This window comes from Streptomyces sp. 8N616, assembly GCF_052246385.1.
GTDB lineage: Bacteria > Actinomycetota > Actinomycetes > Streptomycetales > Streptomycetaceae > Streptomyces.
Genome location: NZ_JBQQBY010000011.1, coordinates 142,210 through 164,755, shown reverse-complemented (window position 1 = coordinate 164,755; position 22,546 = coordinate 142,210). Strand labels below are relative to the sequence as shown.

Below are 22,546 nucleotides of genomic sequence, written 5' to 3'. Positions count from 1 at the left end.
CCGGCCGGGCGCTCATGCGGTGCCCGGCCCTCACACGAGCCGGTACGGCGGCCGCGGGCGCGGCCGCCGCCGGCCTGTTTCTCTCCGGGTGCGCCGCAGGCGCCGAGGGCGTGCGGACCGAGGGTCCCGCCCGGACGGGCACGGCGGCCGGAACAGCCACCTCCGTCCCCTCCTCCCCGGCCGCGCCGACCAAGGTCGACGCGGTCGCCCTCCTGAAGAAGGACCGGAACGTCAGCGCCGCGATCCGCAGGGACCTCAAGCCGTGTGTGGGCGACGAGTACCCGGTCGACGTCTCGTACGGCAACCTCACCGGCAGCACCGCGCCCGACGTCGTCGTCAACGTCCTGACCTGCGGTGACGCCATCGGCATCGGGACGTATGTCTACCGGGAGGAGGCGGCCGCCAAGCGATACGAGAATGTGTTCGTGAACGAACAGCCGCCCGTCTACGCCGAGATATCCAGAGGCGACCTGGAGGTCACCCGGCAGGTCTACGGCCCCGGGGACCCGGTGAGCTTCCCGTCCGGCGAGGACGTCATCACGTACCGCTGGGCCGGCGGCAAGTTCACCGAGCACGAGCGGACGCACAGCGACTACAGCAAGACTGTGGAGGGCGCCGACCCGTCGCCGGCACCGGAGGGGGGCTGAGAGAGGCAGATGGCCGACACCCATGTGCTCTTCGTCGAGGACGACGATGTCATCCGCGAGGCGACCCAACTGGCCCTGGAGCGGGACGGGTTCGCCGTCACGGCCGTGCCGGACGGGCTGACCGGGCTCGAGAGGTTCCGCACCGACCCGCCGGACATCGCCCTGCTGGACGTCATGGTGCCCGGCATGGACGGCGTGAGCCTGTGCCGCAGGATCCGTGACGAGTCGACCGTGCCCGTGATCATGCTGTCGGCGCGCGCCGACTCGATCGACGTCGTGCTGGGCCTGGAGGCCGGCGCGGACGACTACGTGACCAAGCCCTTCGACGGGGCCGTGCTGATGGCCCGGATCCGGGCCGTGCTGCGCCGCTTCGGGAACACGGGCGGGGCGTACGGGGCGCATCCCGGCGACGGGGGCGACGCGCGCGGCGACGGCGAGCCGCTGCGCTTCGGCGACCTCGAGGTCGACACGGAGGGGATGGAGGTCCGCAAGGGCGGCGAACCGGTCGCGCTGACCCCGACGGAGATGCGGCTGCTGCTGGAGTTCTCGGCCGCGCCCGGCACCGTACTGTCCAGGGACCGGCTGCTGGAGCGGGTGTGGGACTACGGCTGGGGCGGCGACACCCGGGTCGTGGACGTCCATGTGCAGCGGCTGCGCGCGAAGATCGGCCAGGACCGGCTCGAGACGGTCCGCGGCTTCGGCTACAAGCTCAAGAGCTGAACGGATCCGGGACCTTCGTTGAGAAAACTCGTGCTGCGCACCGGCATCCGGTGGAAGCTGAGCATCGCCATCGCCGCCGTGAGCACGTTCGTCGCGATCGTGCTCAGCCTGGTGGTGCACAACGCCGCCCGCGTCTCGATGCTCGACAGCAGCCGGGACGTCCAGGACGAGCGGATCAAGTACGCGCAGCGGATCTACGAGTCCACCGGGCGGCCGCCCTTCGACTCCAAGATCGACGACCCGGGTCTGCCGCCGTCGCTCAAGGCCGTGGTGCTGAGCGGGCAGCGGGCCACCTACCTCGATGACGACGGCGACGGCGCGCCCGAGGTCTGGGCCGCCGTCCCGCTCTCGAACGGCAAGGTGCTGTCGCTGCACTCCCGCTTCGAGGACCGGTACGCCGTCCTCACCGACCTCGACCGGACGCTGGTCATGGGCTCGGCCTCGGTCGTCTTCGGGGGCTGCGCCCTGGGCGTGCTCATCGGCGTGCAGCTGTCGCGCCGGCTGCGGAAGGCGGCCACCGCGGCCGGCAAGATCACCGAGGGCGACACGGGCGTCCGCATCCGGGACGCGATCGGCGGACGGGTCCGGGACGAGACGGACGACCTGGCGCGGGCCGTGGACGCCATGGCCGACGCGCTGCAGCGGCGGCTCGAGGCGGAGCGGCGAGTGACGGCCGACATCGCCCACGAGCTCCGCACCCCGGTGACCGGGCTGCTCACGGCGGCCGAGCTGCTGCCGCCCGGCCGCCCGACCGAACTCGTACGGGACCGGGCACAGGCCATGCGCACGCTCGTCGAAGACGTGCTGGAGGTGGCCCGGCTCGACAGCGCGGCCGAGCGGGCGGAGCTGCAGGAAATCGCGCTCGGCGAGTTCGTCGCCCGCCGGGTGAAGGTCCTGGCGCCGGACGCCGCCGTGCGGGTCGTACGGGACGCGCACGCGCACACCGACCCGCGGCGGCTCGAGCGGATACTCGGCAACCTGCTCGCGAACGCCGCCCGGCACGGCAGGCCGCCGGTGGAGGTCACGGTCGACGGGCGCGTACTGCGCGTCCGCGACCACGGGCCCGGCTTCCCGGCCGATCTGCTGGCCGACGGGCCGAGCAGGTTCCGCACGGGCAGCGACGACCGGGCCGGGATCGGCCACGGCCTGGGGCTGACCATCGCCGCGGGGCAGGCGCGGGTGCTGGGGGCGCGGCTGACCTTCCACAACGGAACGGCGGAGGGCGAAGGGGACACCGGAGCCGAGGAGCCTGGTTCCCGTACGGATACGGGTGCGGCAGGCACGGGCCAGACGGAGGCGGGACCGGCGGGTGCGGGCCAGACGGAGGCGGGACCGGCAGGTGCGGGCGAGGCGGGCTCGGGCCAGGCGGGTGCGGGCCCGGGCCAGGCGGGCTCGGGCCAGGCGGGCTCGGGCCAGGCGGGTGCGGATGCGGGCACGGCGGGCTCGGGCGCGGACACGGGCCAGGCAGGTGCGGGCGCCATCGCCGTGCTGTGGCTGCCGGAGTCCGCACCGACCGACACCGGCAGCATCCCGATCATCACCGAGCCCCGCCCGACCGAAGCGGCCGGGGCCTGAGCGGATCCCGACCGGGTCCTAACAGGCCCAGGCGCCCGGCGCTCACGGGTGATGCGCTGACGTGAGGCCCCTCCGGTGTGTGCACCGGAGGGGCCTCGTGTCAGTGGGGCGTGCCAGCATCGCTACGTGACCACGCCTTCAGGCAGTACGCCTCCGGGCACGGCGCACCTCGCCCATCTGCGGCAGCTGCGCCGTGCCAAGGACGCCATGGACCGCGACTGGGCCGAGCCGCTCGACCTGGACGCGGTCGCCGCGCACGCTGGGTACTCGCGCTATCACTTCGTCCGCGCCTTCAAGGCGGTGTACGGGCAGACGCCGGGGCAGTACCTCAGCCGTCGCCGGATAGAGCGCGCCGAGGAGCTGCTGCGCACCGCCGACCTGTCGGTCACGGAGGTCTGCACGCTGGTCGGCTTCACCAGCCTCGGCACGTTCTCGGCGAGCTTCAAGAAGCAGACCGGCCTGACCCCGAGCGAGTACCGCGCCAAGCATGTGGGGCGCGGGGCGGCGCTCATACCGGGGTGCTACGCACTGCTGTGGTCCGGCGGCTTCAAAGGGCTCGAGGACCCCGGGGGCCGCAGGGGCTCAGGGAGCGGCGGGGGCTCGACGGGCGGCGGGGGCTCCGGAAAGCGTGGCGGGCAGGACCGCAATTCTGGAGAAGCGCCCTGAGGCCCGTACTGCCTACGTTGGCGGGACGCGGGGCGGGAAAGCCGCGCAGCACGGCGGGACAGCCCCGACGGACACCTCGACAGCACGTGGAGCGCGCCATGATCAAGGGAATCGCCATCACCACGGTCTGGGTCCTCGACCAGGACCGGGCCAAGGAGTTCTACACCGAGAAGCTGGGCTTCGAGGTCCGCACCGACATGACCATGGGCGAGGGCGGTATGCGCTGGCTCACGGTCGGCGCCAAGGACCAGCCGGACGTCGAGATCACGCTGATGGTGCCGGGACCGCCCGGACTCGACCGGGAGTCCGCCGAGGCCATGAAGACGTTGATCTCCAAGGGCGTTCTGGGCGCGGGCGTGCTCGCGACCGGTCAGAGCGCGACGCCCTTGTCCCGCATGAACTTCAGGGGCTCGATCGCGTGGCCGTAGACCGGGGCGGTACGGGTCTCGAAGTGCAGGTGCGGACCGGTCGAGTTGCCGGTGCTGCCGGACTTGCCTATCTCCTGGCCGGTCGTCACGGCCTGGCCGACGTGCACATTGAGCTTCGAGAGGTGCGCGTACTGGGTGTACGTACGGTCGGCGTGCTTGATCACGACGTTGTTGCCGTACGCCCCGCCCCAGCCGGCGTCGACCACAGTGCCGGTGTGGACGGCCTTGACGGAGGTGCCCGTCGGCACGACCAGGTCCTGGCCGGAGTGCTTGTTGGACCACATGTTGCCGCCGAGGCCGAACGTCGAGCCCTTGACGTACTTGTCGACCGGCTTCACCCAGGACGCCGGGGTGACGACCGGCTTGAGCGCGGCGCGCTTCTTGCGGTCGGCGGCGGCCTTGTCGGCGGCGCGCTTCGCCGCGGCGGCCTTCGCGGCTGCGGCCTTCTTCGCGACGGCGGCCTTGGTGTCGGCGGCCTTCTTCTGACCCTCGGCCTGGGCCTTCACGACGTGGGAGAGGGAAGTGGCGGTGTTCAGGGCGAACACCTCGCCGCCCTGAGGAGCCGAGCCACCCGCCGCGGCGAGCGCAACCCCGGTCCCCAGCACGACCGAAGCCCCCATACCCACGGCCAGGACTCCGGCGCGGCGGCGAAGGACGTTCTTGCTCGGGGTGCTGGTCTTCTGGGCGTGCTTCGTCATACGGGCTTTCCTCCAAGAAGTGAATGGATCCCGGGGTGCGTCCGGGATCGCTCATCCTTGGTAACCCGCGATTTCCGAGGGGCCAAGCGGCCTTTCTACTAGCCGATACCGTAGGAAGTCGGGCTATTCGCCAGCCCTGATCGAGCCCCCACAACGGGTGGAAAACCCTTGAAAACGTTCACTCCGGAAAGGCATCACCTTGTTCCCGCAAGCTGAGGGGGCTGATCCCTGGGAAAGGGTGACCGGCGGGGGACGTAGGCGGCCACCTCGGAGCCGCGAGGTGCATATCGGGCATTCCTGGACAGCTATCCCCTATTGCACCTAGTAAGTGAAGTAGGCCACGTGCGGCAAGTCACGGACGCATAAGATCAAAAGGGATTCTGCGGTGTCCTTCGGGTGTCCCTTTCGGGACTTGGATCACACGGCAGCCGCGGCCGCAGCGCCCGCGCCGGCGTCCCTGAGCCGCGCGGCAGCGCCCCACACAGCGAAAAGCCTGGCCCGGAACCGCATTACGGTTCCGGGCCAGGCCGGGTTCAGAGGAGCGATCCGTCGACGATGAGGCCGATCAGACGTCCTTGGTCAGGTTCGGACCCGAACCGCCGCCCGCCGCGGACTCGATCGGGGGGACGTCGGGCAGCGCCGACTTCTCCTCGCCGCGGAAGGAGAAGGTCTTGTCCTCGCCCTCGCCCTCGGTGTCGACGACCACGATGTGACCGGGGCGCAGCTCACCGAAGAGAATCTTCTCCGAGAGCATGTCCTCGATCTCCCGCTGGATCGTCCGGCGCAGCGGCCGGGCGCCCAGGATCGGGTCGTAACCCTTCTTCGCGAGCAGCTTCTTGGCCTCGCCGCTGAGCTCGATGCCCATGTCGCGGTCCTTCAGCCGCTCGTCCACCTTGGCCAGCATCAGGTCGACGATCTGGATGATGTCGTCCTGCGACAGCTGGTGGAAGACCACGGTGTCGTCGACACGGTTCAGGAACTCGGGCCGGAAGTGCTGCTTCAGCTCTTCGTTGACCTTGGCCTTCATCCGCTCGTAGCCGGTCCGGACGTCGCCCCCGGCGGCGAAGCCGAGGTTGAAGCCCTTGGAGATGTCCCGGGTGCCGAGGTTGGTGGTCATGATGATGACCGTGTTCTTGAAGTCCACGACCCGTCCCTGGGAGTCGGTCAGGCGACCGTCCTCCAGGATCTGCAGCAGCGAGTTGAAGATATCCGGGTGGGCCTTCTCGACCTCGTCGAAGAGGACCACGGAGAACGGCTTGCGGCGCACCTTCTCGGTGAGCTGGCCGCCTTCCTCGTAGCCGACGTATCCGGGCGGGGAGCCGAAGAGCCGCGAGACGGTGTGCTTCTCGCTGAACTCGGACATGTCGAGCTGGATCAGCGCGTCCTCGTCGCCGAAGAGGAACTCCGCCAGCGTCTTGGACAGCTCGGTCTTACCGACGCCGGACGGGCCGGCGAAGATGAACGAGCCACCCGGGCGCTTCGGGTCCTTCAGGCCCGCACGCGTACGGCGGATCGCCTGCGACAGGGCCTTGATGGCGTCCTTCTGGCCGATGACGCGCTTGTGGAGCTCGTCCTCCATGCGCAGCAGCCTCGAGGACTCCTCCTCGGTGAGCTTGAAGACCGGGATGCCGGTGGCCGTGGCCAGGACCTCGGCGATCAGCTCCTCGTCGACCTCGGCGACGACGTCCATGTCGCCGGCCTTCCACTCCTTCTCCCGCTTGGTCTTCGCCGCCAGCAGCTGCTTCTCCTTGTCGCGGAGAGAGGCCGCCTTCTCGAAGTCCTGGGAGTCGATGGCCGACTCCTTGTCCCGGCGCACGCCCGCGATCTTCTCGTCGAACTCGCGCAGGTCCGGCGGAGCGGTCATCCGGCGGATACGCATCCGGGAGCCGGCCTCGTCGATCAGGTCGATCGCCTTGTCCGGCAGGAAGCGGTCGGAGATGTAGCGGTCGGCCAGGGTGGCGGCCGCCACGAGAGCCGAGTCCGTGATCGAGACGCGGTGGTGCGCCTCGTAGCGGTCCCGGAGGCCCTTGAGGATCTCGATGGTGTGCGGCAGCGACGGCTCCGCGACCTGGATGGGCTGGAAGCGGCGCTCCAGGGCCGCGTCCTTCTCCAGGTGCTTGCGGTACTCGTCGAGCGTCGTGGCACCGATGGTCTGCAGCTCACCGCGCGCCAGCATGGGCTTGAGGATGCTGGCGGCGTCGATCGCGCCCTCGGCGGCGCCCGCACCCACCAGGGTGTGGAGCTCGTCGATGAACAGGATGATGTCGCCGCGGGTGCGGATCTCCTTGAGCACCTTCTTCAGGCGCTCCTCGAAGTCACCGCGGTAGCGGGAGCCGGCGACCAGGGCACCCAGGTCGAGGGTGTAGAGGTGCTTGTCCTTCAGGGTCTCGGGCACCTCGCCCTTGACGATCGCCTGGGCCAGGCCCTCGACGACCGCGGTCTTGCCGACGCCGGGCTCGCCGATGAGCACCGGGTTGTTCTTCGTACGGCGCGACAGCACCTGCATGACCCGCTCGATCTCCTTCTCGCGCCCGATGACCGGGTCGAGCTTGGATTCGCGGGCGGCCTGCGTGAGGTTGCGGCCGAACTGGTCCAGGACGAGGGAGGTCGAGGGCGTGCCCTCGGCCGGGCCGCCTGCGGTGGCGGCCTCCTTGCCCTGGTAGCCGGAGAGCAGCTGGATGACCTGCTGCCGCACCCGGTTCAGATCGGCGCCCAGCTTCACGAGGACCTGGGCGGCGACGCCCTCGCCCTCGCGGATCAGGCCGAGCAGGATGTGCTCCGTACCGATGTAGTTGTGGCCGAGCTGAAGGGCCTCGCGGAGCGACAGCTCCAGGACCTTCTTGGCACGGGGGGTGAAGGGGATGTGGCCGGACGGGGCCTGCTGGCCCTGGCCGATGATCTCCTCCACCTGCTGGCGGACCGCCTCGAGCGAAATCCCGAGGCTCTCCAGGGCCTTAGCGGCGACACCCTCACCCTCGTGGATCAGGCCCAGGAGGATGTGCTCGGTGCCGATGTAGTTGTGGTTGAGCATCCGGGCTTCTTCCTGAGCCAGGACGACAACCCGCCGCGCACGGTCGGTGAACCTCTCGAACATCGTTAATCGCTCCTCAGAGCGGTCAGAAAGATCGGGGACGATCCCCTCCCTGTCCTTCCGCATGCTAGTCCCGCTATGGGGGACAGCTCATTCCAACTGCCGACACCCGTCCTTGGCCTCCTGCCCCGAACAGCCGACAACAGCTCCAACCCGATGGTGCGAGACGATGTTCCCGCAGGCCAGGCGTATACCCTCGATACCACTACGCCGATGGCGAACGCCATCCCGGCCAGCGCGCGCGTCGCCTCTCCCACTAGGAATTTCTTACCCGCTCGCACGGACACTCCATGCGGCGCGGGCCGCTGCCATCCGCTATGGGCGAACAACCTTGCGCCCCGGGAACCCTCCCGCGCGCCCCCGCCCTTACCACAGTGCGTACCCGTTCACCAACTGTGCGTAACTCTCAGGAGGATTGGCAGTTGCTTCGGACATGGCAACCGACGACACCCGCCGCGTACGGCAGTGGTACGAGCGCGAGCTGGGCTGGGCCACGGCGTGCGGGCGGCCGGACGGGCCGCCCGTGGAACTGCTCACCGGGCTGCGCTTCGACGTCCTGGAGCTGCCGGCCGAGGCCGGGTCAGCAGTGCTGCGGCGCATGCCGCGAACCGGCCCTGTGGCGCTGGACGGCCTCAGCATGAGGTTCCTGGTGGCCGCGGGCAGCGCGGAGCAGCTGCCGGAGCTGCTCGACTGGCTGGAGTGGAGCGGCGTTGCCCTCGATCTGGTCGCACTCGGACCGGGCGACCGGATGCCCGCGCCCCGGCCTGCGGGCTCGCGGGCGGCCGCGGGCTCCGGGCCGCAGCCGGTGTGGCTGCGGCCTCCCGAGCCGGGATGCGAGGTCGAGCCGACGCTGCCCGCGGCAGCCCTCGGGGGTGTCCCGGGGGGTCGCGGGGGCGACAGCGAGAGCGCCCCCGATCTCGTGCGGCTCGTGGGCGCGGCGGCTACGGAGTGCCACCGGGCCCGGCTACTGAGCGCCTCGCGCGCTCAGGCGTTCGCCTTCTCGTACGCCTCGCGGATCTCCGCGGGGACGCGGCCGCGGTCGTTGACGCTGTAACCGTTCTCCTTCGCCCAGGCGCGGATCTTCGCAGTGTCCTGGGTGCCGCCGGACGCCGCGGCACGGGCCTTGCGGCCGGCCCCGGAACGGCCACCGGTGCGGCGGCCGCCCTTCGTGTACGGCTCGAGCAGACCACGCAGCTTGTCCGCGTTGGCGGCGGTGAGGTCGATCTCGTAGGTCTTGCCGTCCAGCGCGAACGTCACGGTCTCGTCGGCCTCGCCACCGTCGAGGTCGTCGACAAGAAGGACCTGAACCTTCTGTGCCACCGGATTCCCTTTCATCGAAAAAGCAGTACGACGGAAAGGAAACCGCCTTTCTCGGAAAAACACAAACCCCTGGGTGAGGTTCAGCAGCCCGTCAGTACGGTAAACATGCGCGATTCGGACATAGGGATCGCCATACGCCCTCATAGCAGCGGCATAGGCATCTGTGAGGGGGCGTGCTTCACTCGTTGCAGATCCCGTTGCAGATCCGGTTGCAGAAGCATCGGGGGCTCACAGGTGCAGAAGCATCCGGCTGTTGCCGAGGGTGTTCGGCTTCACCCGTTCGAGGCCCAGGAACTCGGCCACACCCTCGTCATAGGAACGCAGCAGCTCGCTGTAGACATCGCCGTCGACCGGCGTCTCCCCGATCTCCGCGAAGCCGTGCTTGGCGAAGAAGTCGAGTTCGAAGGTGAGACAGAAAATGCGCCGCACGCCGAGCCAGCGTGCCGTCTGCAACAACTTCGTGAGGATCTGGTGCCCCACCCCGGTGCCCTTCAACCGCGGGTCAACGGCCAGCGTGCGGACCTCGGCGAGGTCTTCCCACATCACATGGAGTGCCCCGCACCCGACGACCTGTCCGTCCTCGTCGCGCTCCGCGACCCAGAACTCCTGGATGTCCTCGTAAAGGGTCACCGTCGCTTTGTCGAGCAGGATGCCGTCGCGCACGTACGCGTCGATGAGACGGCGCACGACTGGCACATCGCTCGTCCGGGCCCGGCGTACAGTGACCTCTTTTGATACTGGGGACATGGGCGGACGCTATCGCCCCGCCTCTCCCGGGCTCTCATCGGGATCGCCGAGTTGTACGACGCGCATGGCGTCCCGGAGGGCTTCCCGCTGTTCCTGGGACATCATGCCGAAGAAGGCGACGAGTGCGGCCGCGAGGTTGTCACTGGTCTGCCATGCCTCGTGCATGAGTGCGGCGGAGTACGCGGCGCGGGTGGAGACCGCCTCATATCGATAGGCGCGGCCTTCGGCTTCCCTGCGCACCCAGCCCTTCTGATGCAGGTTGTCCATTACGGTCATGACCGTGGTGTACGCGATGGAGCGTTCCTGCTGAAGGTCTTCCAGGACTTCTCGAACGGTGACCGGCCGGTTCCACTCCCAGACGCGCGTCATCACGGCGTCCTCGAGGTCACCCAATCGTCGAACCACATTGGAATAATAGTGGGAGATGTCCTGAATGCCGGTTCGCATCGGATCATTTCCCGCAACGAAAAGGGCGTACGGCCGGGACAGGTGTTCCCGGTCGTACGCCCTGCGGTCTTCCTGCCGTACTAGGCCCTGTGGTCTTTCTGCCGTACGGGCTGTCGTACGCGCTGCTGATATCCGGCTGGTCAGGCCCGTGATTCGCCGGTCGTCGGCGGCTGCGGGGACCGGTCCTGTGCCTGCCTGCCGACGGCCTCGGCGCGGGACAGCGCCGCGTCGACCGCGGCGTCCTCCTTGGCCTTATTGGCGCCGCCCTGGCTCTTCACGATGGTCCTGACCAAAGCGATGAAGGCGACGGCCATCACCACGGGGGGCAGCAGCGCGGAGACGTAATCCATGCGTCAAGGGTAGCCAGTCAGACCGCGACCAATTGCTCGGGGCGGGACGGCTCCCCCGGGGGCGGGGTACGGCGCCGGCGCGGCGGGAAGACCTCGGCCGGGGTGGGCACGTGACGGCCCGGCTGCTCGGAGGGGGGCGGCGGGCTGCGGTCCGGCTCCGGCTTGGGCTTGGCCGCGGGCTTCTGCTCGGGCTTCTGCTCGGGCTTCGGTTCCGGCTTGGACTCGGGCCCGGGCTTGGCCTTCGGCTTGGGGGCGGGCTTGGGCGCGGGCTTGGCGGGCTCGTCGGCGGCGCGGCCGCCGGGCAGGGCGACCAGCCGGCCGGCCGGGTGCGCGGTGGCCTCCGTGGATGCGGCGGGGGCCGTGGAGGCCGAGACGGCGGATGCGGTGGGGGCCGTGGACGCCCGGGGCGCGGTAGGGGCCGCGGGCCGGGTGCGGCACGCGAGGCGGTTGCGCAGGGCCTGCTCGGCCAGCGCTTCGCAGCGGCGAAGCAGCACACGCCGGCGCTCCGCCTCGGGCTTGGCCTTGGCGGCGGGGGCCGCGCAGAGCGAGCGGAGCGCGGCGAGATCGTCGGCGCCGGGGGTGTAACCGGCGGACAGCGCGTCCACGAGGCGCTCCAGATAGCCGTGGGCGGCGCCGGGGAGAGCGGCTCGGTACCGGGCGAGGTCGGCGAGGAGGAAGGCGCGCAGCCTGCCGCCTTCGCGGACCGCCTCCTCCACGGCTTCGGTGAGACGGCACAGCTCCTGGACTTCCTCCTCCCGGTGTGCTGCGGGAGGTGCGGGAGATGGCCGCAGGGCGATGGCGAGGGCGCGGCGCAGGACGCGCAGCTCATCGGCGCTGAACGCCATGGCGCCGCGGGAACCGTATGGCGTGGGCATGAACCGACTTTAAGTGCTAAGCGGACAATTTTTGCTGAGCCGGACCTGCCGGGGGTGTCGGCCCACCGGGGCCCACACCCCACCGGCCCGCGTCGGCGGTCGGGCGCTACGGGCCGTGGCGGGGGTGGTTATCCGCGGTCGCGGCGGCGGGAGGCGAAGACGACCGCCGCGGTGCCTGCGGCCAGGACCGTTGCCGAAGCGGCCGCGATCAGGGCGATACCGCGTGCCCCCGTGCTCGCCATGGAGCCAGCCGGAGTACCGGAGGAGCCCGTGGGCGACGAGCCGTCGGCCGCGGCGGGAGAAGCGGAGTCGCCGGGCCCGCCCCCGCTGCCGCTGCCGCCGCCCGCTCCGCTCCCGCCGGTGATCTTGAGCGGGATCGTGGCCGTGTCGTTCTCCGGCTCCGGGTCCCGCGCCGGGTAGTCGTCGCGGTCGAGGACCGTGATCTTCCCCGCCGCACCCTCGACCTTCTTGTCGATGCGGACGTTGAAGACGAGGGTGTCCTTCTCGCCGCCGGCGAAGCGCTCGTCTATACCGCACACGTACGACCTGGCGCCCGCCTTCGCCGGCGAGCAGGCCCAGTCGTCCTCCTCGCCCGGGAAGGGGATCGAGGTGACCGTGGTGCCCTCCGGCGGCGTGACCTCGTACGTGCCGCTGCCGTGGCCGCTGTAGCCGGTCAGGTCCATCGAGCCGGGGCCCGCGTTCTGCGCGCCCAGGGTGATGGGGACGGTGTCGCCGACCCTGCCCTCGACCGTGCCGGTGACGGCCCGGAAGTCGGCGCGCTGGGTCGTGACGAGCTCGGTGTGGCCGCCGAAGTCCTCGAAGCCGATGTCGTCGACGAGGTTCAGGGTGAGGGGTGCGCCGCTGCCCTGCTGGTCGTAGTCCTCCGGCTCCTCGTACTCCCACGGATCACCGCTGCCGATGGCCCAGGTGTCGTAGCCGATGTTCCCGTACATCAGCTCGTCCGAGACCGTGAACCGGAAGGGCGCGCTGACCTCGTACGCCGCTCCCGGCTCGAGCGGGGTGTCGAAGGTGCAGTACGCGGAGGTGTCGGACCAGCTCTTGTAGTGGCAGTTGCTGTGCTCGCGGGCGACCTTGATGCCGTCGGCCCCGTAGAGCTTGAGGCCGGCGCCCTGGTCTGCCGGCAGCTGACCGTGGTTGGCGACGCCCGGGGTGAGCTCGACGGTGGAGCCCGGGGCCACGTCCTTCAACGGCTGGTGCCTGCGCTCGGCGAGCTTGGGGCCGTCGATGAAGACCTTCGTCTTCGCTTCGGCGGCAGGGGTGTTGGAGGCTGTGGCGGTGTAGTCGATCATGCCCGCGTATCCCGGCTTCACGCCGTCCGCGCCCTTGATGGAGAAGGGCTGCACGCTCGTCCTGCCGTCGATCGAGGCGTACTCGCAGGTGAAGACCAGGTCCTTCTCGGGGTCCGCGCAGCTGCCGTTCGTCGCCTTCAGGACAGCCTTGTCCTTGAGCGAGGACGCGTCGATGGTCAGCTTCACGTCCTCGGCGAGCGGTTCCTCGCCTTCCGGTGCTTCGAGGTTCAGGTGCAGGAGGAACAGGTCGCCGTCTTCGGGGCCCTCGTCCGCCGCGTAGGCGTAGTAGCGCGCGGGGACTTGGATCAGCAGCGTGGGGTCGGCCGCCTGGGCCTGCCCGGCTCCGAGGCCGGTCGCCGCCGCGAGGACGGCCGCGGCCGCCGCGGCCCTCGCCAGAGTCCCTTTGCGCCTCATACGTCCCACGCCCATCCCCATAGGAGCCCTAAGCCCTTTCAGCGCCAGGACCCGTGGGGTCGACGGAAGGTTGTGCGGGAGTTAACTCCGCGAGACGTTGCGGTCGTAGACCAGGCGGAGGCCGATCAGGGTCAGCCACGGCTCGTGCTCGTCGATGACCGAGGACTCGCCGAGCACCATCGGGGCCAGGCCGCCGGTCGCGATGACGGTGACGTCGTCCGGGTCGTCGGCGAGCTCGCGCGCCATGCGCTCCACGACCCCGTCGACCTGGCCCGCGAAGCCGTAGAGGATGCCGGACTGCATCGCCTCGACGGTGTTCTTGCCGATCACGCTGCGCGGGCGGGCCAGTTCGATCTTGCGCAGCTGCGCGCCGCGCACACCCAGCGCGTCCACGGAGATCTCGATACCGGGGGCGATCACGCCGCCCACGTACTCGCCGCGCGCCGACACGGCGTCGAAGGTCGTGGCCGTACCGAAGTCGACGACGATGCACGGGCCGCCGTAGAGCTCGACGGCGGCCAGGGCGTTGATGATCCGGTCGGCGCCGACCTCCTTCGGGTTGTCCATGAGGATCGGGACGCCCGTCTTGACGCCCGGTTCGACCAGGACGGCGGGCACGTCGCCGTAGTAGCGGCGGGTGACCTCGCGCAGCTCGTGCAGGACGGAGGGGACGGTCGAGCAGATGGAGATGCCGTCGATGCCGTCCCCGAGCTCCTCTCCGAGCAGCGGGTGCATGCCCATCAGGCCCTGGAGCAGCACGGCGAGTTCGTCGGCCGTGCGGCGGGCTTCGGTGGAGATCCGCCAGTGCTCGACGATGTCCGCGCCGTCGAACAGGCCGAGGACGGTGTGGGTGTTGCCGACGTCGATGGTGAGCAGCATCAGCTCTGCTCCTCCCCGGAACTCTCGCGGAGGTCGAGGCCGATGTCGAGGATCGGGGAGGAGTGGGTGAGCGCTCCGACGGCCAGGTAGTCGACGCCCGTCTCCGCGTACGTACGGGCGTTGTCCAGGCTGAGGCGGCCGGAGGACTCCAGCCGGGCCCGGCCCGCGACGAGGACGACGGCCTCGCGGGTCTGCCCGGGCGTGAAGTTGTCCAGCAGGATCAGGTCCGCGCCCTCGGCGAGCACCGGCTCGATCTGGTCGAGCCGGTCCACCTCGACCTCGATCGGCACGTCCGGGAACTCGGTCCGTACGGCCTTGAAGGCGGCCGCGACACCGCCCGCGGCGACGACGTGGTTGTCCTTGATGAGCGCGGCGTCGGACAGCGACATGCGGTGGTTGACCCCGCCGCCGCAGCGCACCGCGTACTTCTCCAGGGAGCGCAGCCCCGGTGTCGTCTTGCGGGTGTCGCGGACCGCGGCGCCCGTTCCCTCCAGGGTGTCGGCCCACGCGCGCGTGGCGGTGGCGATGCCGGACAGGCGGCACATGAGGTTCAGGGCGCTGCGCTCGGCGGTGAGGAGGTCGCGGGTGCGGGTGCGGACGGACAGCAGCTTCTGGCCCGGCCCGACGCGGTCGCCGTCCTCGACGTGCCGCTCGACCTCGAAGTCGTCGGTACAGACGACGGAGAGGATGGCCTCGGCGATGCGCAGGCCCGCGACGACGCCGGACTCGCGGGCGGTGAAGTCGCCGGTGGCGACGGCGCTTCCGGGGATGGTCGCGACGGTCGTCACGTCCACGCCGTGGTCGAGGTCCTCCTCGATGGCCATGTGGGCGATGTCCTCGACCTGGACCGGGTCGAGGCCCGCGGCCGCGAGCAGCTCGGCGAGGTCCGGGTCGAGACCGCACTCCATCGGATCGAGCTCGTACGCCTCGTCGTCGCCGCCTCCGCAGCCGCACGCGTCGCCGCACCCTCCTGCTTCGGCGCCGGCCCCCTCGCCGGGGAGACCGCTCCCCGCGGCGGGGCCTCCGATCTGGAGCAGCGGAAGGTCCACAGGCTGTGGACGGTCAGGCGTGTTCACGTGAGTCCCCTTCGGGATGGGTTTTTCGGTCGGCGTCTTCCTGGAAGGGCGCGGCGGGGCCGGCGGCGGCGTGCGCGCCTGCGGCTACGGAACTGCGGCCGGGGGCGGCGCGGTTCGCCGGGCTCACCGGGCTCACCGGGCTCACCGGGCTCACCGGGCTCACCGGGCTCACCGGGCTCACCGGCGGGAAGTCTGCCGTGTCCGTGACGCTGATCACCAGCTCGGCCCCGGGCCGGAGCCGCGCCACAAGGTGCCGCCGCCAGTGCTCGTCGTCCCGCGAGGGGCGGTCCTCACGCCAGTGGCAGCCGCGGGTCTCCTCGCGCTCGCGCGCCATCGCGACCAGCACGCGCGAGACCAGGAGGAGGTTCGTGGCCTCCCACGTCTCGACGCACGGCTCGGCGGTCTTTCCGTCCCGGGCCAGGGCGGCGACGGCCTCGGTGTGCAGAGCCTCCAGCGCGAGCGCCGCAGCCGCGAGGCTCTCCGCGCTGCGCAGCACGCCGGCCCCCTTGGTCATGGTGCGCTGGATGACGAAGCGGGACTCGGGGGCCAGCAGGGGTGTCGCCGCCCCTGAGCCGCCCGGCCGCGGGCCGGCGGCGTCTTCCCGGCTCGTGGCGGGCGCCGGCCCAGGCGTGGGCCGTGCGGCCCGATCCGCTCCCGCGCCGGCGACGATGTCGGCGGCGATGCGCTCGGCGAAGACCAGGCCCTCGAGGAGGGAGTTGGAGGCGAGCCGGTTCGCGCCGTGGACGCCGGTGCAGGCGACCTCGCCGCACGCGTACAGGCCCGGGACGGTCGTACGGCCCGACAGGTCGGTCCGTACGCCACCGGACGCGTAGTGCGCGGCGGGCGCCACCGGGATCGGTTCGGTCACCGGGTCGATGCCGTGCGCGCGGCAGGCCGCGAGGATCGTGGGGAAGCGGGAACTCCACATCTCGGCGCCGAAGTGGCGGGCGTCGAGGTACATGTGCTCGGCGTCCTGCTCCTGCATGCGCCGCATGATCCCCTTGGCGACGATGTCGCGCGGTGCGAGCTCGGCCAGTTCGTGCTGCCCCTGCATGAAGCGGACCCCGTCGGCGTCCACGAGGTACGCGCCCTCGCCGCGTACGGCCTCGGAGACGAGCGGCTGCTGGCCCTCCGCGTCCCGGCCCAGGTAGAGGACCGTGGGGTGGAACTGGACGAACTCGAGGTCGCTCACCTCGGCGCCTGCGCGGAGCGCGAGCGCGACGCCGTCGCCGGTGGAGACGGCGGGATTGGTCGTCGCGGAGAAGACCTGGCCCATGCCGCCGGTGGCGAGGACGACGGCGGGGGCGTGCACAGCGCCGACGCCGTCGCGCTGCCCCTCCCCCATGACGTGCAGGGTGACGCCCGCGGTGCGGCCTTCGGCGTCGGTGAGCAGGTCGAGGACGAGGGCGTTCTCGACGGTCTCGATGCCCTGGTCGCGTACGGCCTCGACGAGCGCGCGGGAGATCTCCGCGCCGGTCGCGTCGCCGCCCGCGTGCGCGATCCGGCGCCGGTGGTGGCCGCCCTCGCGGGTCAGCTCGATCTCGCCGGTCGCGGTGGAGGTGTCGAATTGGGCGCCGGTGGCGATGAGCCGGCGTACGGCGTCCGGGCCCTCGGTGACGAGCGTGCGCACGGCCTGCTCGTCGCACAGTCCGGCGCCGGCGACGAGCGTGTCGTCGAGGTGCTGCTCGGGGGTGTCGCCCTCGCCGAGCGCGGCGGCTATACCGCCCTGCGCCCAGCGGGTTGACCCGTCGTCGAGCCGCGCCTTGGTGACGACGACGGTCTTCCGGCCTGCGGCGGCGCAGCGCAGCGCGGCGGTCAGCCCGGCGACACCGGACCCGACGACGACCACGTCCGCCTCGACGGCCCAGCCGGGGGCGGGGGCGCGCAGGGTGTTCGACTCCGGCGTGGGGGCGGTTCGGCGGGCGCCGTCTGTTATGGGGGCGGCGTCGGTCATCGCGGGCTCCTGTGGCCGGGGCGGGTCACGGATGCGTGATGCGGATACGGGGTTCGGGCGGCCCGTATCGCCACGGGGCGGTTCCTGGATCCGCGGGCGAGCGGCACGCGCGCGAGAACGAGTGCGAGGCCGAGGGCGAGCGGCGCCCAGGCCCGGGAGTGCGCGCCGCTCACGGCGAACGGCAGGGCGCTCGCCCCGGCGGCCACGGCCAGGGCTCCGTGCTGGAGGACGTGCTGCCTCAGCGGGATCATCGCGCGGCTCCGAACTCCAGGCGGATGTTGTCGATCAGGCGCGTCGTGCCGACCCTGGCGGCGACGGCCAGGATCGCTTCGCCGCGGAAGTCCGGGGGGATGCCGGTGAAGTCGGCGGGGTCCACGAGCGCCAAGTAATCGAGGCTGAGGGGTGGTTCGAGCCCGGCGGCGGCGTCGAGGACCTGCCGCGCGGCGGCCCGTACGGCCTCGGGGTCGGCGACCTCGGCGGGCGCCGCGGCCTCGGCGGCAGCCGCTCCCTGCCCCTCCGCCGCAGGCGCGTCAGGTCCGCTCGGCGCGCCCCCGCTCCCCTCCGCTGCAGCGGACCCGGCCGCGCGGCGGCCCGATTCGCGGCCCGCGAAGAGCGCGCGGGAGAGCGCGAGGGCGGTTCGGCGCTCGTCCGCCGAGAGGTAGCGGTTGCGGCTGGACAGCGCCAGGCCGTCGTCCTCGCGGACGGTCGGGACGCCGACGATCTCGGCGGGGAAGTTGAGGTCCCGCGCCATGCGCGTGATCAGTGCGAGCTGCTGGGCGTCCTTCTGGCCGTAGAAGGCCACGTCGGGGGCCGTGAGGTGGAGCAGCTTGGCCACGACCGTGAGCACGCCGTCGAAGTGGCCCGGCCGGTACGCCCCTTCGAGCCGCTCACCCATCGGTCCCGCGCTGATCCGGACCTCCGGCTCGCCGCCCGGGTATACCTCGTCGGCCGACGGGGCGAAGACGGCGTCCGCCCCGGCCTTCTCCGCGATCACGAGGTCCGCGTCCAGGGTGCGCGGGTAGCGGTCGAGATCCTCGCCCGCACCGAACTGCAGCGGGTTGACGAAGACTGTGACCACGACCTGCCCGTCAGGGCCCACCCGATCGCGGGCCGTACGGATCAGCGCCGCGTGCCCCTCGTGCAGGGCGCCCATCGTCATCACCACGGCGCGCTCCCCCGCGCGCGTGAGCGCCCGGAGCCCGTCCGCGGTGTGCACCACCTGGACCGTCATGCGTTCCCTCCGTCCGCGAGGACACCCAGCAGGTCCTCCGCAAGCTCCGGCCTCAGCATCCCGTGCGCGAGCGCGCGGTCCGCCGTCGCGCGGGCCATGGCCAGGTAACCGGCGACGGCCTGCGGCGCGTGTGCGCGCAGCTCGGCGACGTGGGCCGCGACCGTGCCCGCGTCGCCTCGGGCGACCGGCCCGGTGAGCGCCGCGTCGCCGGAGCGCAGGGCGTTGTCCAGCGCGGCGCCCAGCAGCGGGCCGAGCATCCGGTCCGGGGACGCGACCCCGGCGAAGCGCAGCAGCTCCATGGACTGCGCGACCAGCGTGACGAGGTGGTTGGCGCCGAGCGCGAGCGCCGCGTGATAAAGCGGGCGGGCCGACTCCTCGATCCACTCCGGCTCCCCGCCCATCTCGATGACCAGCGCCTCCGCCGCCAGCCGCAGCTCCTCGGGCGCGGTGACCCCGAACGAGCAGCCTGCGAGGCGCTGCACGTCGACGGCCGTGCCGGTGAAGGTCATAACGGGGTGCAGGGCGAGCGGCAGGCCCCCCGCGCGCGTGGCCGGTTCGAGGACGCCGGTTCCGTACCGGCCCGAGGTGTGCACCAGCAGCTGGCCGGGGCGTACGGCGCCGGTCTCGGCGAGGCCTTCCACCAGGCCGGGAAGGGCGTCGTCGGGCACGGTGAGCAGGACCAGCTCGGCGTCCTTCAGCACTTCGGCGGGCTGCACGACCGGCACGTCGGGGAGCAGGTCCGCCGCCCGCCGCACGGAGGCGTCGGAGATGCCGGAGACGGCGACCGGGCGGTGCCCGGCGAGCTGCAGCGCCGCCGCGAGGGCCGGGCCGACGCGGCCGGCGCCGACGACGCCGACGGTGAGCCGGGCCGGGCGGTCCGCGGGGCGGTCCTTGGGCTCTGGGTGATGTGGTGCGTTCACGCGGGACGGCCTTCCGTTCCAGTCCGCCAGGGGTACCGGACGTATCCCCGCCATGCTACGCGAGTGTTTCGGGGGGTATACGGGCCGTCCACGGGCTGTGGACGAACACACGCTGCGGACAACCACACTGAGCCGGCCCCGCCGCCCCGCCTCCCCGGCGCTCCGCCCCCGCGCGAAAACCCCGCGACCGCCCGCCGGGGCGTAGGACATCATCGGCGCCATGACGGAGACGGACGCCGGGGGCGGTGCGAAGTCGATCACGGACGAGAACGCCGACGGGAACCAAGACGGGGCGCGGGCCCGCAGGCTCGCGGCCTGGCGCGGCTCCGAGCGGACGCTCGCACGCGGGCCGCGCGGCGAGACGATCCGCGAACGGCTCGAACGGCTGACGGCCCACGCCCGCGACGCGTACGACCTGGACGACTGGACCGACGCGTACGGCGACGGGGTCGTCGCCGAGGTCGAGCGCCGGGTCGCGGAGCTGCTCGGAACGGAGGCCGCGGCCTTCTTCCCCACCGGGACCATGGCCCAGCAGGTCGCCCTGCGCTGCTGGGCGGGGCGTACGGGCAGTCCGGCCGTGGCGATCCACCCGCTGGCGCACCCGGAGGTGTGGGAACGCGACGCGCTCAGCGCGCTGAGCGGCCTGCGCACGGTGCACCCGACCACCGAGCCGCGGCTGCCGACGGCGCGGGAAGTGCGGGACCTGGACGAGCCGTTCGGCGCGCTGATGCTGGAACTGCCGCTGCGCGAGGCGGGTTACGTGCTGCCCTCCTGGGAGGAGCTGACAGCCGTGGTGGAGGCGGCGCGGGAACGCGACGCGGTGGTGCATCTCGACGGCGCGCGGCTGTGGGAGTGCACCTCTCACTTCGGGCGCGCGCTCCCGGAGATCGCCGCCCTCGCGGACAGCGTGTACGTCTCCTTCTACAAGTCCCTGGGCGGGCTGTCCGGCGCCGCGCTTGCCGGACCGCAGCCCCTGATCGACGAGTCGAAGGCCTGGCGGCACCGGTACGGCGGGCAGGTCTTCCAGCAGTGGCCCGCCGCAGTCACGGCCCTGGCCGGCCTCGACCGGGAACTGCCGCGCCTGCCGGAGTACGTGGCGCACGCGAAGGTCGTCGCGAAGGCGCTGCGGGAGGCACTGGCGGCGGCCGGTCTCCCCTGGCACCGGATCCACCCGGAGGTGCCACACACCCACCAGTTCCAGGTGTGGCTGCCGTATCCGGCGGAGCTGCTCACCGAGGCGGGGGTGCGGCAGGCTGAGGAGACCCGGACGACGCTGTTCCGGGCGTGGCGGGACGCGGGGGCGCCGGGCCTCGCGATGACCGAGGTGACGGTGGCGGCGCCGGGGCTGGAGTGGACGGAAACGGAAGTGGCCGCGGCGGTGGGGGACTTCCTCGACCGGCTGGGCCGACTGGACGGGCTGAACGGTCTGGACGGGCAGGGCTGACTGGACCGGCAGGGCCGGTCGGCCAGGCTGGGCCGGTCGGACGGGCTGGGCCGGTCGGACGGGCTGGGCCCGTAGGAGGACGAGCTCGATCCGGCTGCCACGCGCGCGTAGCGGAGTCGGATCCGCGCGGCTGAGCCGGGTCCGCGTTGCGGAACGCTACTGCGCTCCACCCCCGCCGCTCCCCGCCCGCACGAGCCCCGTCTCGTACGCCAGCACCACCGCCTGGACCCGGTCCCGCAGGTCCAGCTTGGTGAGGATGCGGCCCACATGCGTCTTGACCGTGGCCTCGGAGAGGAAGAGCCTCGCCGCGATCTCGCCGTTCGACAGGCCCTGCGCGACCAGCAGCAGCACCTCGCGCTCGCGGTCCGTCAGCCGCTTCAGCTCGGCGTGCGAGGAGTCGGCGGCGCTGCTCGGCAGCATCGGCGCGAAGCGGTCGAGCAGCCGCCGGGTGGTGCTCGGCGCGACGACCGCGTCGCCGCTGTGCACCGCCCGGATCGCCGCCAGCAGCTCGCCAGGCGGCACATCCTTGAGCATGAAGCCGCTCGCGCCCGCCTTCAGCGCCGAGAAGGCGTACTCGTCGAGGTCGAAGGTCGTCAGTATCAGGACCCGGGGAGCCCCGTCTCCCTCACAGATGCGGCGGGTCGCCTCAACCCCGTCCATCCGCGGCATCCGGACATCCATGAGGACCACGTCGACTTCCGTCGCGCGCAGCGCCTCCAGGGCCTCCACGCCGTCCCCCGCCTCCGCGACGACCTCCATGTCGGGCTGCGCCTGCAGCACCATGCGGAACCCGGTGCGGAGCAGCACCTGGTCGTCGACGAGCATGACTCGTACACATCTCACCGGCTGCTGCTCTGCGTTGGGCTCAGGCTCAGTCATGCAGCCAGCGTACGCAGCGGAAAGCCCCGCCCGGGTCCCGCGGTCCGGGCGGGGCTGGTAGCCGTTCCGTGACGGCTACTCGTCCGTTCCGCCGTCGAAGGGAACCGCATCCGCTGCGGAGGTGTGCCAGTTGGTGACGATCGGCTCGTCGACGGTCATGGTGCCGACCGGCAGGGAGACCGGGTTCGGGTCGTCGCTGCCGACGGCCACGATGATGCTGTCCAGTTCCTTGCCACCGTTTCCCTTGGTGGTCTTCGGGTTCACCCCGGCATAGGCGGTGGTTCCCTCGCTCAGCGTGATCTGCTCGCCTACGGCCTGCTCAGCGTTGCCCGCCTGGGTGCCGTCGGATCCGAAGGCCACCGTGGGAAGCCCGGCGGGCAGTTCGCAGGTGATGCCCGGCTTGGCCTTCGCGATGATCAGGATGTAGCCGCCGGCCCGCGACTCCTCCCTGGTGCTCCAGGAAATGTCGTTGGCACCGCAGGTCTGCCCGACCTGCTCCCTCTCGCCGTTGCCGGTGTCGTAGCCGGAGCCGGCGCCGTCCTCGGTTCCCTTGCCCTTCGTGGTGGAGGTCTCGGCGGTGCTCCGGCTCTTGTCCGTGGCGGACGAGCCGGACTTGGTGTCCTTGCCGGACACGACCGGGGCGGATGACGCGGACGACGAGTCACCGGAGCCCGCGCTCTCGGCGCCGAACGGCTGGCAGGCGGTGGCCAGCAGGGCGGCGCTCACCAGCAGACCGGCACCGGCGAACGTACGGACTCGGGAGCGGATGGCACGCATGTGGAAAACCTTCTTCGTCATCAGTGGAGAGGTGACCCCGGCGAGGCTTTCGCTCGGTGTGCCACTGAGCTTGCCGACAGCGGCTGCCGTTCCCTTAA

The 22,546-nt window shown here is 71.6% G+C and carries 21 protein-coding genes and 2 pseudogenes; 7 read left to right on the top strand and 16 right to left on the bottom strand.

Going from position 1 to position 22,546, the window contains the following annotated elements:
- Positions 1-14: 14 nt before the first annotated feature.
- The 5 genes and pseudogenes from ACTWQC_RS12760 to ACTWQC_RS12740 all read left to right on the top strand — a co-directional run.
- A complete protein-coding gene (locus ACTWQC_RS12760; RefSeq protein WP_443315771.1) occupies positions 15-647 on the top strand; it encodes a hypothetical protein in 633 nt (210 codons plus the stop codon).
- Between the two features lie 9 nt (positions 648-656).
- The gene (cseB, locus tag ACTWQC_RS12755; protein WP_443315736.1) at positions 657-1,367 is read left to right on the top strand and encodes a two-component system response regulator CseB; all 711 of its coding nucleotides are present in this window, start codon (positions 657-659) and stop codon (positions 1,365-1,367) included.
- An 18-nt stretch (positions 1,368-1,385) separates the two neighbouring features.
- Entirely contained in the window at positions 1,386-2,942 is a 1,557-nt protein-coding gene (cseC, locus tag ACTWQC_RS12750; RefSeq protein ID WP_443315735.1) for a two-component system sensor histidine kinase CseC, read from the top strand.
- A 207-nt stretch (positions 2,943-3,149) separates the two neighbouring features.
- A complete protein-coding gene (locus ACTWQC_RS12745; RefSeq protein WP_443315770.1) occupies positions 3,150-3,608 on the top strand; it encodes a helix-turn-helix transcriptional regulator in 459 nt (152 codons plus the stop codon).
- Between the two features lie 98 nt (positions 3,609-3,706).
- Positions 3,707-4,018, top strand: a pseudogene (locus ACTWQC_RS12740) (VOC family protein); the annotation flags it as partial.
- On the opposite strand, the gene ACTWQC_RS12735 reads toward ACTWQC_RS12740, so the two are convergent.
- Positions 3,979-4,734: a M23 family metallopeptidase gene (locus ACTWQC_RS12735; protein WP_443315734.1), complete on the bottom strand. Its 756-nt coding sequence runs from the start codon at positions 4,732-4,734 to the stop codon at positions 3,979-3,981. The pseudogene ACTWQC_RS12740 and the gene ACTWQC_RS12735 overlap by 40 nt on opposite strands.
- A 565-nt stretch (positions 4,735-5,299) precedes the next feature.
- Positions 5,300-7,828 carry an ATP-dependent Clp protease ATP-binding subunit gene (locus tag ACTWQC_RS12730; protein WP_443315733.1) on the bottom strand — a complete coding sequence of 843 codons (2,529 nt, stop codon included), beginning with the start codon at positions 7,826-7,828 and terminating at the stop codon, positions 5,300-5,302.
- Between the two features lie 430 nt (positions 7,829-8,258).
- Here ACTWQC_RS12730 and ACTWQC_RS12725 point away from each other — a divergent pair, with 430 nt between their 5' ends.
- Complete coding sequence (locus ACTWQC_RS12725) at positions 8,259-8,879, top strand: SCO3374 family protein (protein WP_443315732.1); 621 nt, start codon at positions 8,259-8,261, stop codon at positions 8,877-8,879.
- Here ACTWQC_RS12725 and ACTWQC_RS12720 read toward each other — a convergent pair.
- From ACTWQC_RS12720 to ACTWQC_RS12665, 12 genes and pseudogenes are all read right to left on the bottom strand, one after another.
- Complete coding sequence (locus ACTWQC_RS12720; RefSeq protein WP_443315731.1) at positions 8,810-9,145, bottom strand: histone-like nucleoid-structuring protein Lsr2; 336 nt, start codon at positions 9,143-9,145, stop codon at positions 8,810-8,812. The genes ACTWQC_RS12725 and ACTWQC_RS12720 overlap by 70 nt on opposite strands.
- A 228-nt stretch (positions 9,146-9,373) precedes the next feature.
- Entirely contained in the window at positions 9,374-9,892 is a 519-nt protein-coding gene (locus ACTWQC_RS12715) for an amino-acid N-acetyltransferase (protein ID WP_443315730.1), read from the bottom strand.
- A 9-nt stretch (positions 9,893-9,901) separates the two neighbouring features.
- A complete protein-coding gene (locus tag ACTWQC_RS12710; RefSeq protein ID WP_443315769.1) occupies positions 9,902-10,297 on the bottom strand; it encodes a BlaI/MecI/CopY family transcriptional regulator in 396 nt (131 codons plus the stop codon).
- Positions 10,298-10,479: 182 nt separating this feature from the next.
- Positions 10,480-10,689: a hypothetical protein gene (locus tag ACTWQC_RS12705; RefSeq protein WP_443315729.1), complete on the bottom strand. Its 210-nt coding sequence runs from the start codon at positions 10,687-10,689 to the stop codon at positions 10,480-10,482.
- A gap of 17 nt (positions 10,690-10,706) precedes the next feature.
- On the bottom strand, positions 10,707-11,564 hold the full coding sequence (locus tag ACTWQC_RS12700) for a hypothetical protein (RefSeq protein ID WP_443315728.1): 858 nt from the start codon (positions 11,562-11,564) through the stop codon (positions 10,707-10,709).
- A 128-nt stretch (positions 11,565-11,692) separates the two neighbouring features.
- Positions 11,693-13,297, bottom strand: a complete 1,605-nt coding sequence (locus ACTWQC_RS12695) for a hypothetical protein (RefSeq protein ID WP_443315727.1) — start codon at positions 13,295-13,297, stop codon at positions 11,693-11,695.
- A gap of 72 nt (positions 13,298-13,369) precedes the next feature.
- A complete protein-coding gene (locus tag ACTWQC_RS12690) occupies positions 13,370-14,167 on the bottom strand; it encodes a type III pantothenate kinase (RefSeq protein ID WP_443315726.1) in 798 nt (265 codons plus the stop codon).
- Positions 14,167-15,243 (bottom strand): carboxylating nicotinate-nucleotide diphosphorylase, encoded by a 1,077-nt coding sequence (gene nadC / locus ACTWQC_RS12685; RefSeq protein WP_443315725.1) that lies wholly within the window; start codon positions 15,241-15,243, stop codon positions 14,167-14,169. The genes ACTWQC_RS12690 and nadC overlap by 1 nt, the downstream gene beginning before the upstream one ends.
- 172 nt (positions 15,244-15,415) lie before the next feature.
- Positions 15,416-17,197, bottom strand: a pseudogene (locus ACTWQC_RS12680) (L-aspartate oxidase); the annotation flags it as partial.
- A complete protein-coding gene (locus ACTWQC_RS12675; RefSeq protein ID WP_443315724.1) occupies positions 17,194-17,448 on the bottom strand; it encodes a hypothetical protein in 255 nt (84 codons plus the stop codon). The pseudogene ACTWQC_RS12680 and the gene ACTWQC_RS12675, both read right to left, overlap by 4 nt.
- Positions 17,445-18,428: a pantoate--beta-alanine ligase gene (gene panC / locus ACTWQC_RS12670; protein ID WP_443315723.1), complete on the bottom strand. Its 984-nt coding sequence runs from the start codon at positions 18,426-18,428 to the stop codon at positions 17,445-17,447. The genes ACTWQC_RS12675 and panC overlap by 4 nt, the downstream gene beginning before the upstream one ends.
- Positions 18,425-19,348, bottom strand: coding sequence for a Rossmann-like and DUF2520 domain-containing protein (locus ACTWQC_RS12665; RefSeq protein WP_443315722.1), 924 nt, complete (start codon positions 19,346-19,348; stop codon positions 18,425-18,427). The genes panC and ACTWQC_RS12665 overlap by 4 nt, the downstream gene beginning before the upstream one ends.
- A gap of 220 nt (positions 19,349-19,568) precedes the next feature.
- On the opposite strand from ACTWQC_RS12665, the gene ACTWQC_RS12660 reads away from it, so the two are divergent.
- Positions 19,569-20,792 carry a threonine aldolase family protein gene (locus ACTWQC_RS12660; RefSeq protein ID WP_443315721.1) on the top strand — a complete coding sequence of 408 codons (1,224 nt, stop codon included), beginning with the start codon at positions 19,569-19,571 and terminating at the stop codon, positions 20,790-20,792.
- Between the two features lie 156 nt (positions 20,793-20,948).
- Here the strand turns inward: ACTWQC_RS12660 and ACTWQC_RS12655 are convergent, their stop codons facing one another.
- Together ACTWQC_RS12655 and ACTWQC_RS12650 are read right to left on the bottom strand one after the other, a co-directional pair.
- The gene (locus ACTWQC_RS12655; RefSeq protein ID WP_443315720.1) at positions 20,949-21,671 is read right to left on the bottom strand and encodes a response regulator; all 723 of its coding nucleotides are present in this window, start codon (positions 21,669-21,671) and stop codon (positions 20,949-20,951) included.
- 75 nt (positions 21,672-21,746) lie between these two features.
- Entirely contained in the window at positions 21,747-22,469 is a 723-nt protein-coding gene (locus tag ACTWQC_RS12650; RefSeq protein ID WP_443315719.1) for a DUF4232 domain-containing protein, read from the bottom strand.
- Positions 22,470-22,546 lie beyond the last annotated feature (77 nt).

What these genes read in the sequence shown, in the direction of transcription:
- ACTWQC_RS12745 (WP_443315770.1), top strand. Translation starts at nt 3,150, where the DNA reads ATGGACCGCGACTGGGCCGAGCCGCTCGACCTGGACGCGGTCGCCGCG.
- panC (WP_443315723.1), bottom strand. Translation starts at nt 18,428, where the DNA reads ATGACGGTCCAGGTGGTGCACACCGCGGACGGGCTCCGGGCGCTCACG.
- ACTWQC_RS12655 (WP_443315720.1), bottom strand. Translation starts at nt 21,671, where the DNA reads ATGACTGAGCCTGAGCCCAACGCAGAGCAGCAGCCGGTGAGATGTGTA.
- ACTWQC_RS12715 (WP_443315730.1), bottom strand. Translation starts at nt 9,892, where the DNA reads ATGTCCCCAGTATCAAAAGAGGTCACTGTACGCCGGGCCCGGACGAGC.
- ACTWQC_RS12660 (WP_443315721.1), top strand. Translation starts at nt 19,569, where the DNA reads ATGACGGAGACGGACGCCGGGGGCGGTGCGAAGTCGATCACGGACGAG.
- ACTWQC_RS12700 (WP_443315728.1), bottom strand. Translation starts at nt 11,564, where the DNA reads ATGCCCACGCCATACGGTTCCCGCGGCGCCATGGCGTTCAGCGCCGAT.
- cseB (WP_443315736.1), top strand. Translation starts at nt 657, where the DNA reads ATGGCCGACACCCATGTGCTCTTCGTCGAGGACGACGATGTCATCCGC.
- ACTWQC_RS12735 (WP_443315734.1), bottom strand. Translation starts at nt 4,734, where the DNA reads ATGACGAAGCACGCCCAGAAGACCAGCACCCCGAGCAAGAACGTCCTT.
- ACTWQC_RS12675 (WP_443315724.1), bottom strand. Translation starts at nt 17,448, where the DNA reads ATGATCCCGCTGAGGCAGCACGTCCTCCAGCACGGAGCCCTGGCCGTG.
- ACTWQC_RS12705 (WP_443315729.1), bottom strand. Translation starts at nt 10,689, where the DNA reads ATGGATTACGTCTCCGCGCTGCTGCCCCCCGTGGTGATGGCCGTCGCC.
- ACTWQC_RS12730 (WP_443315733.1), bottom strand. Translation starts at nt 7,828, where the DNA reads ATGTTCGAGAGGTTCACCGACCGTGCGCGGCGGGTTGTCGTCCTGGCT.
- ACTWQC_RS12650 (WP_443315719.1), bottom strand. Translation starts at nt 22,469, where the DNA reads ATGACGAAGAAGGTTTTCCACATGCGTGCCATCCGCTCCCGAGTCCGT.
- ACTWQC_RS12760 (WP_443315771.1), top strand. Translation starts at nt 15, where the DNA reads ATGCGGTGCCCGGCCCTCACACGAGCCGGTACGGCGGCCGCGGGCGCG.
- ACTWQC_RS12690 (WP_443315726.1), bottom strand. Translation starts at nt 14,167, where the DNA reads ATGCTGCTCACCATCGACGTCGGCAACACCCACACCGTCCTCGGCCTG.
- ACTWQC_RS12725 (WP_443315732.1), top strand. Translation starts at nt 8,259, where the DNA reads ATGGCAACCGACGACACCCGCCGCGTACGGCAGTGGTACGAGCGCGAG.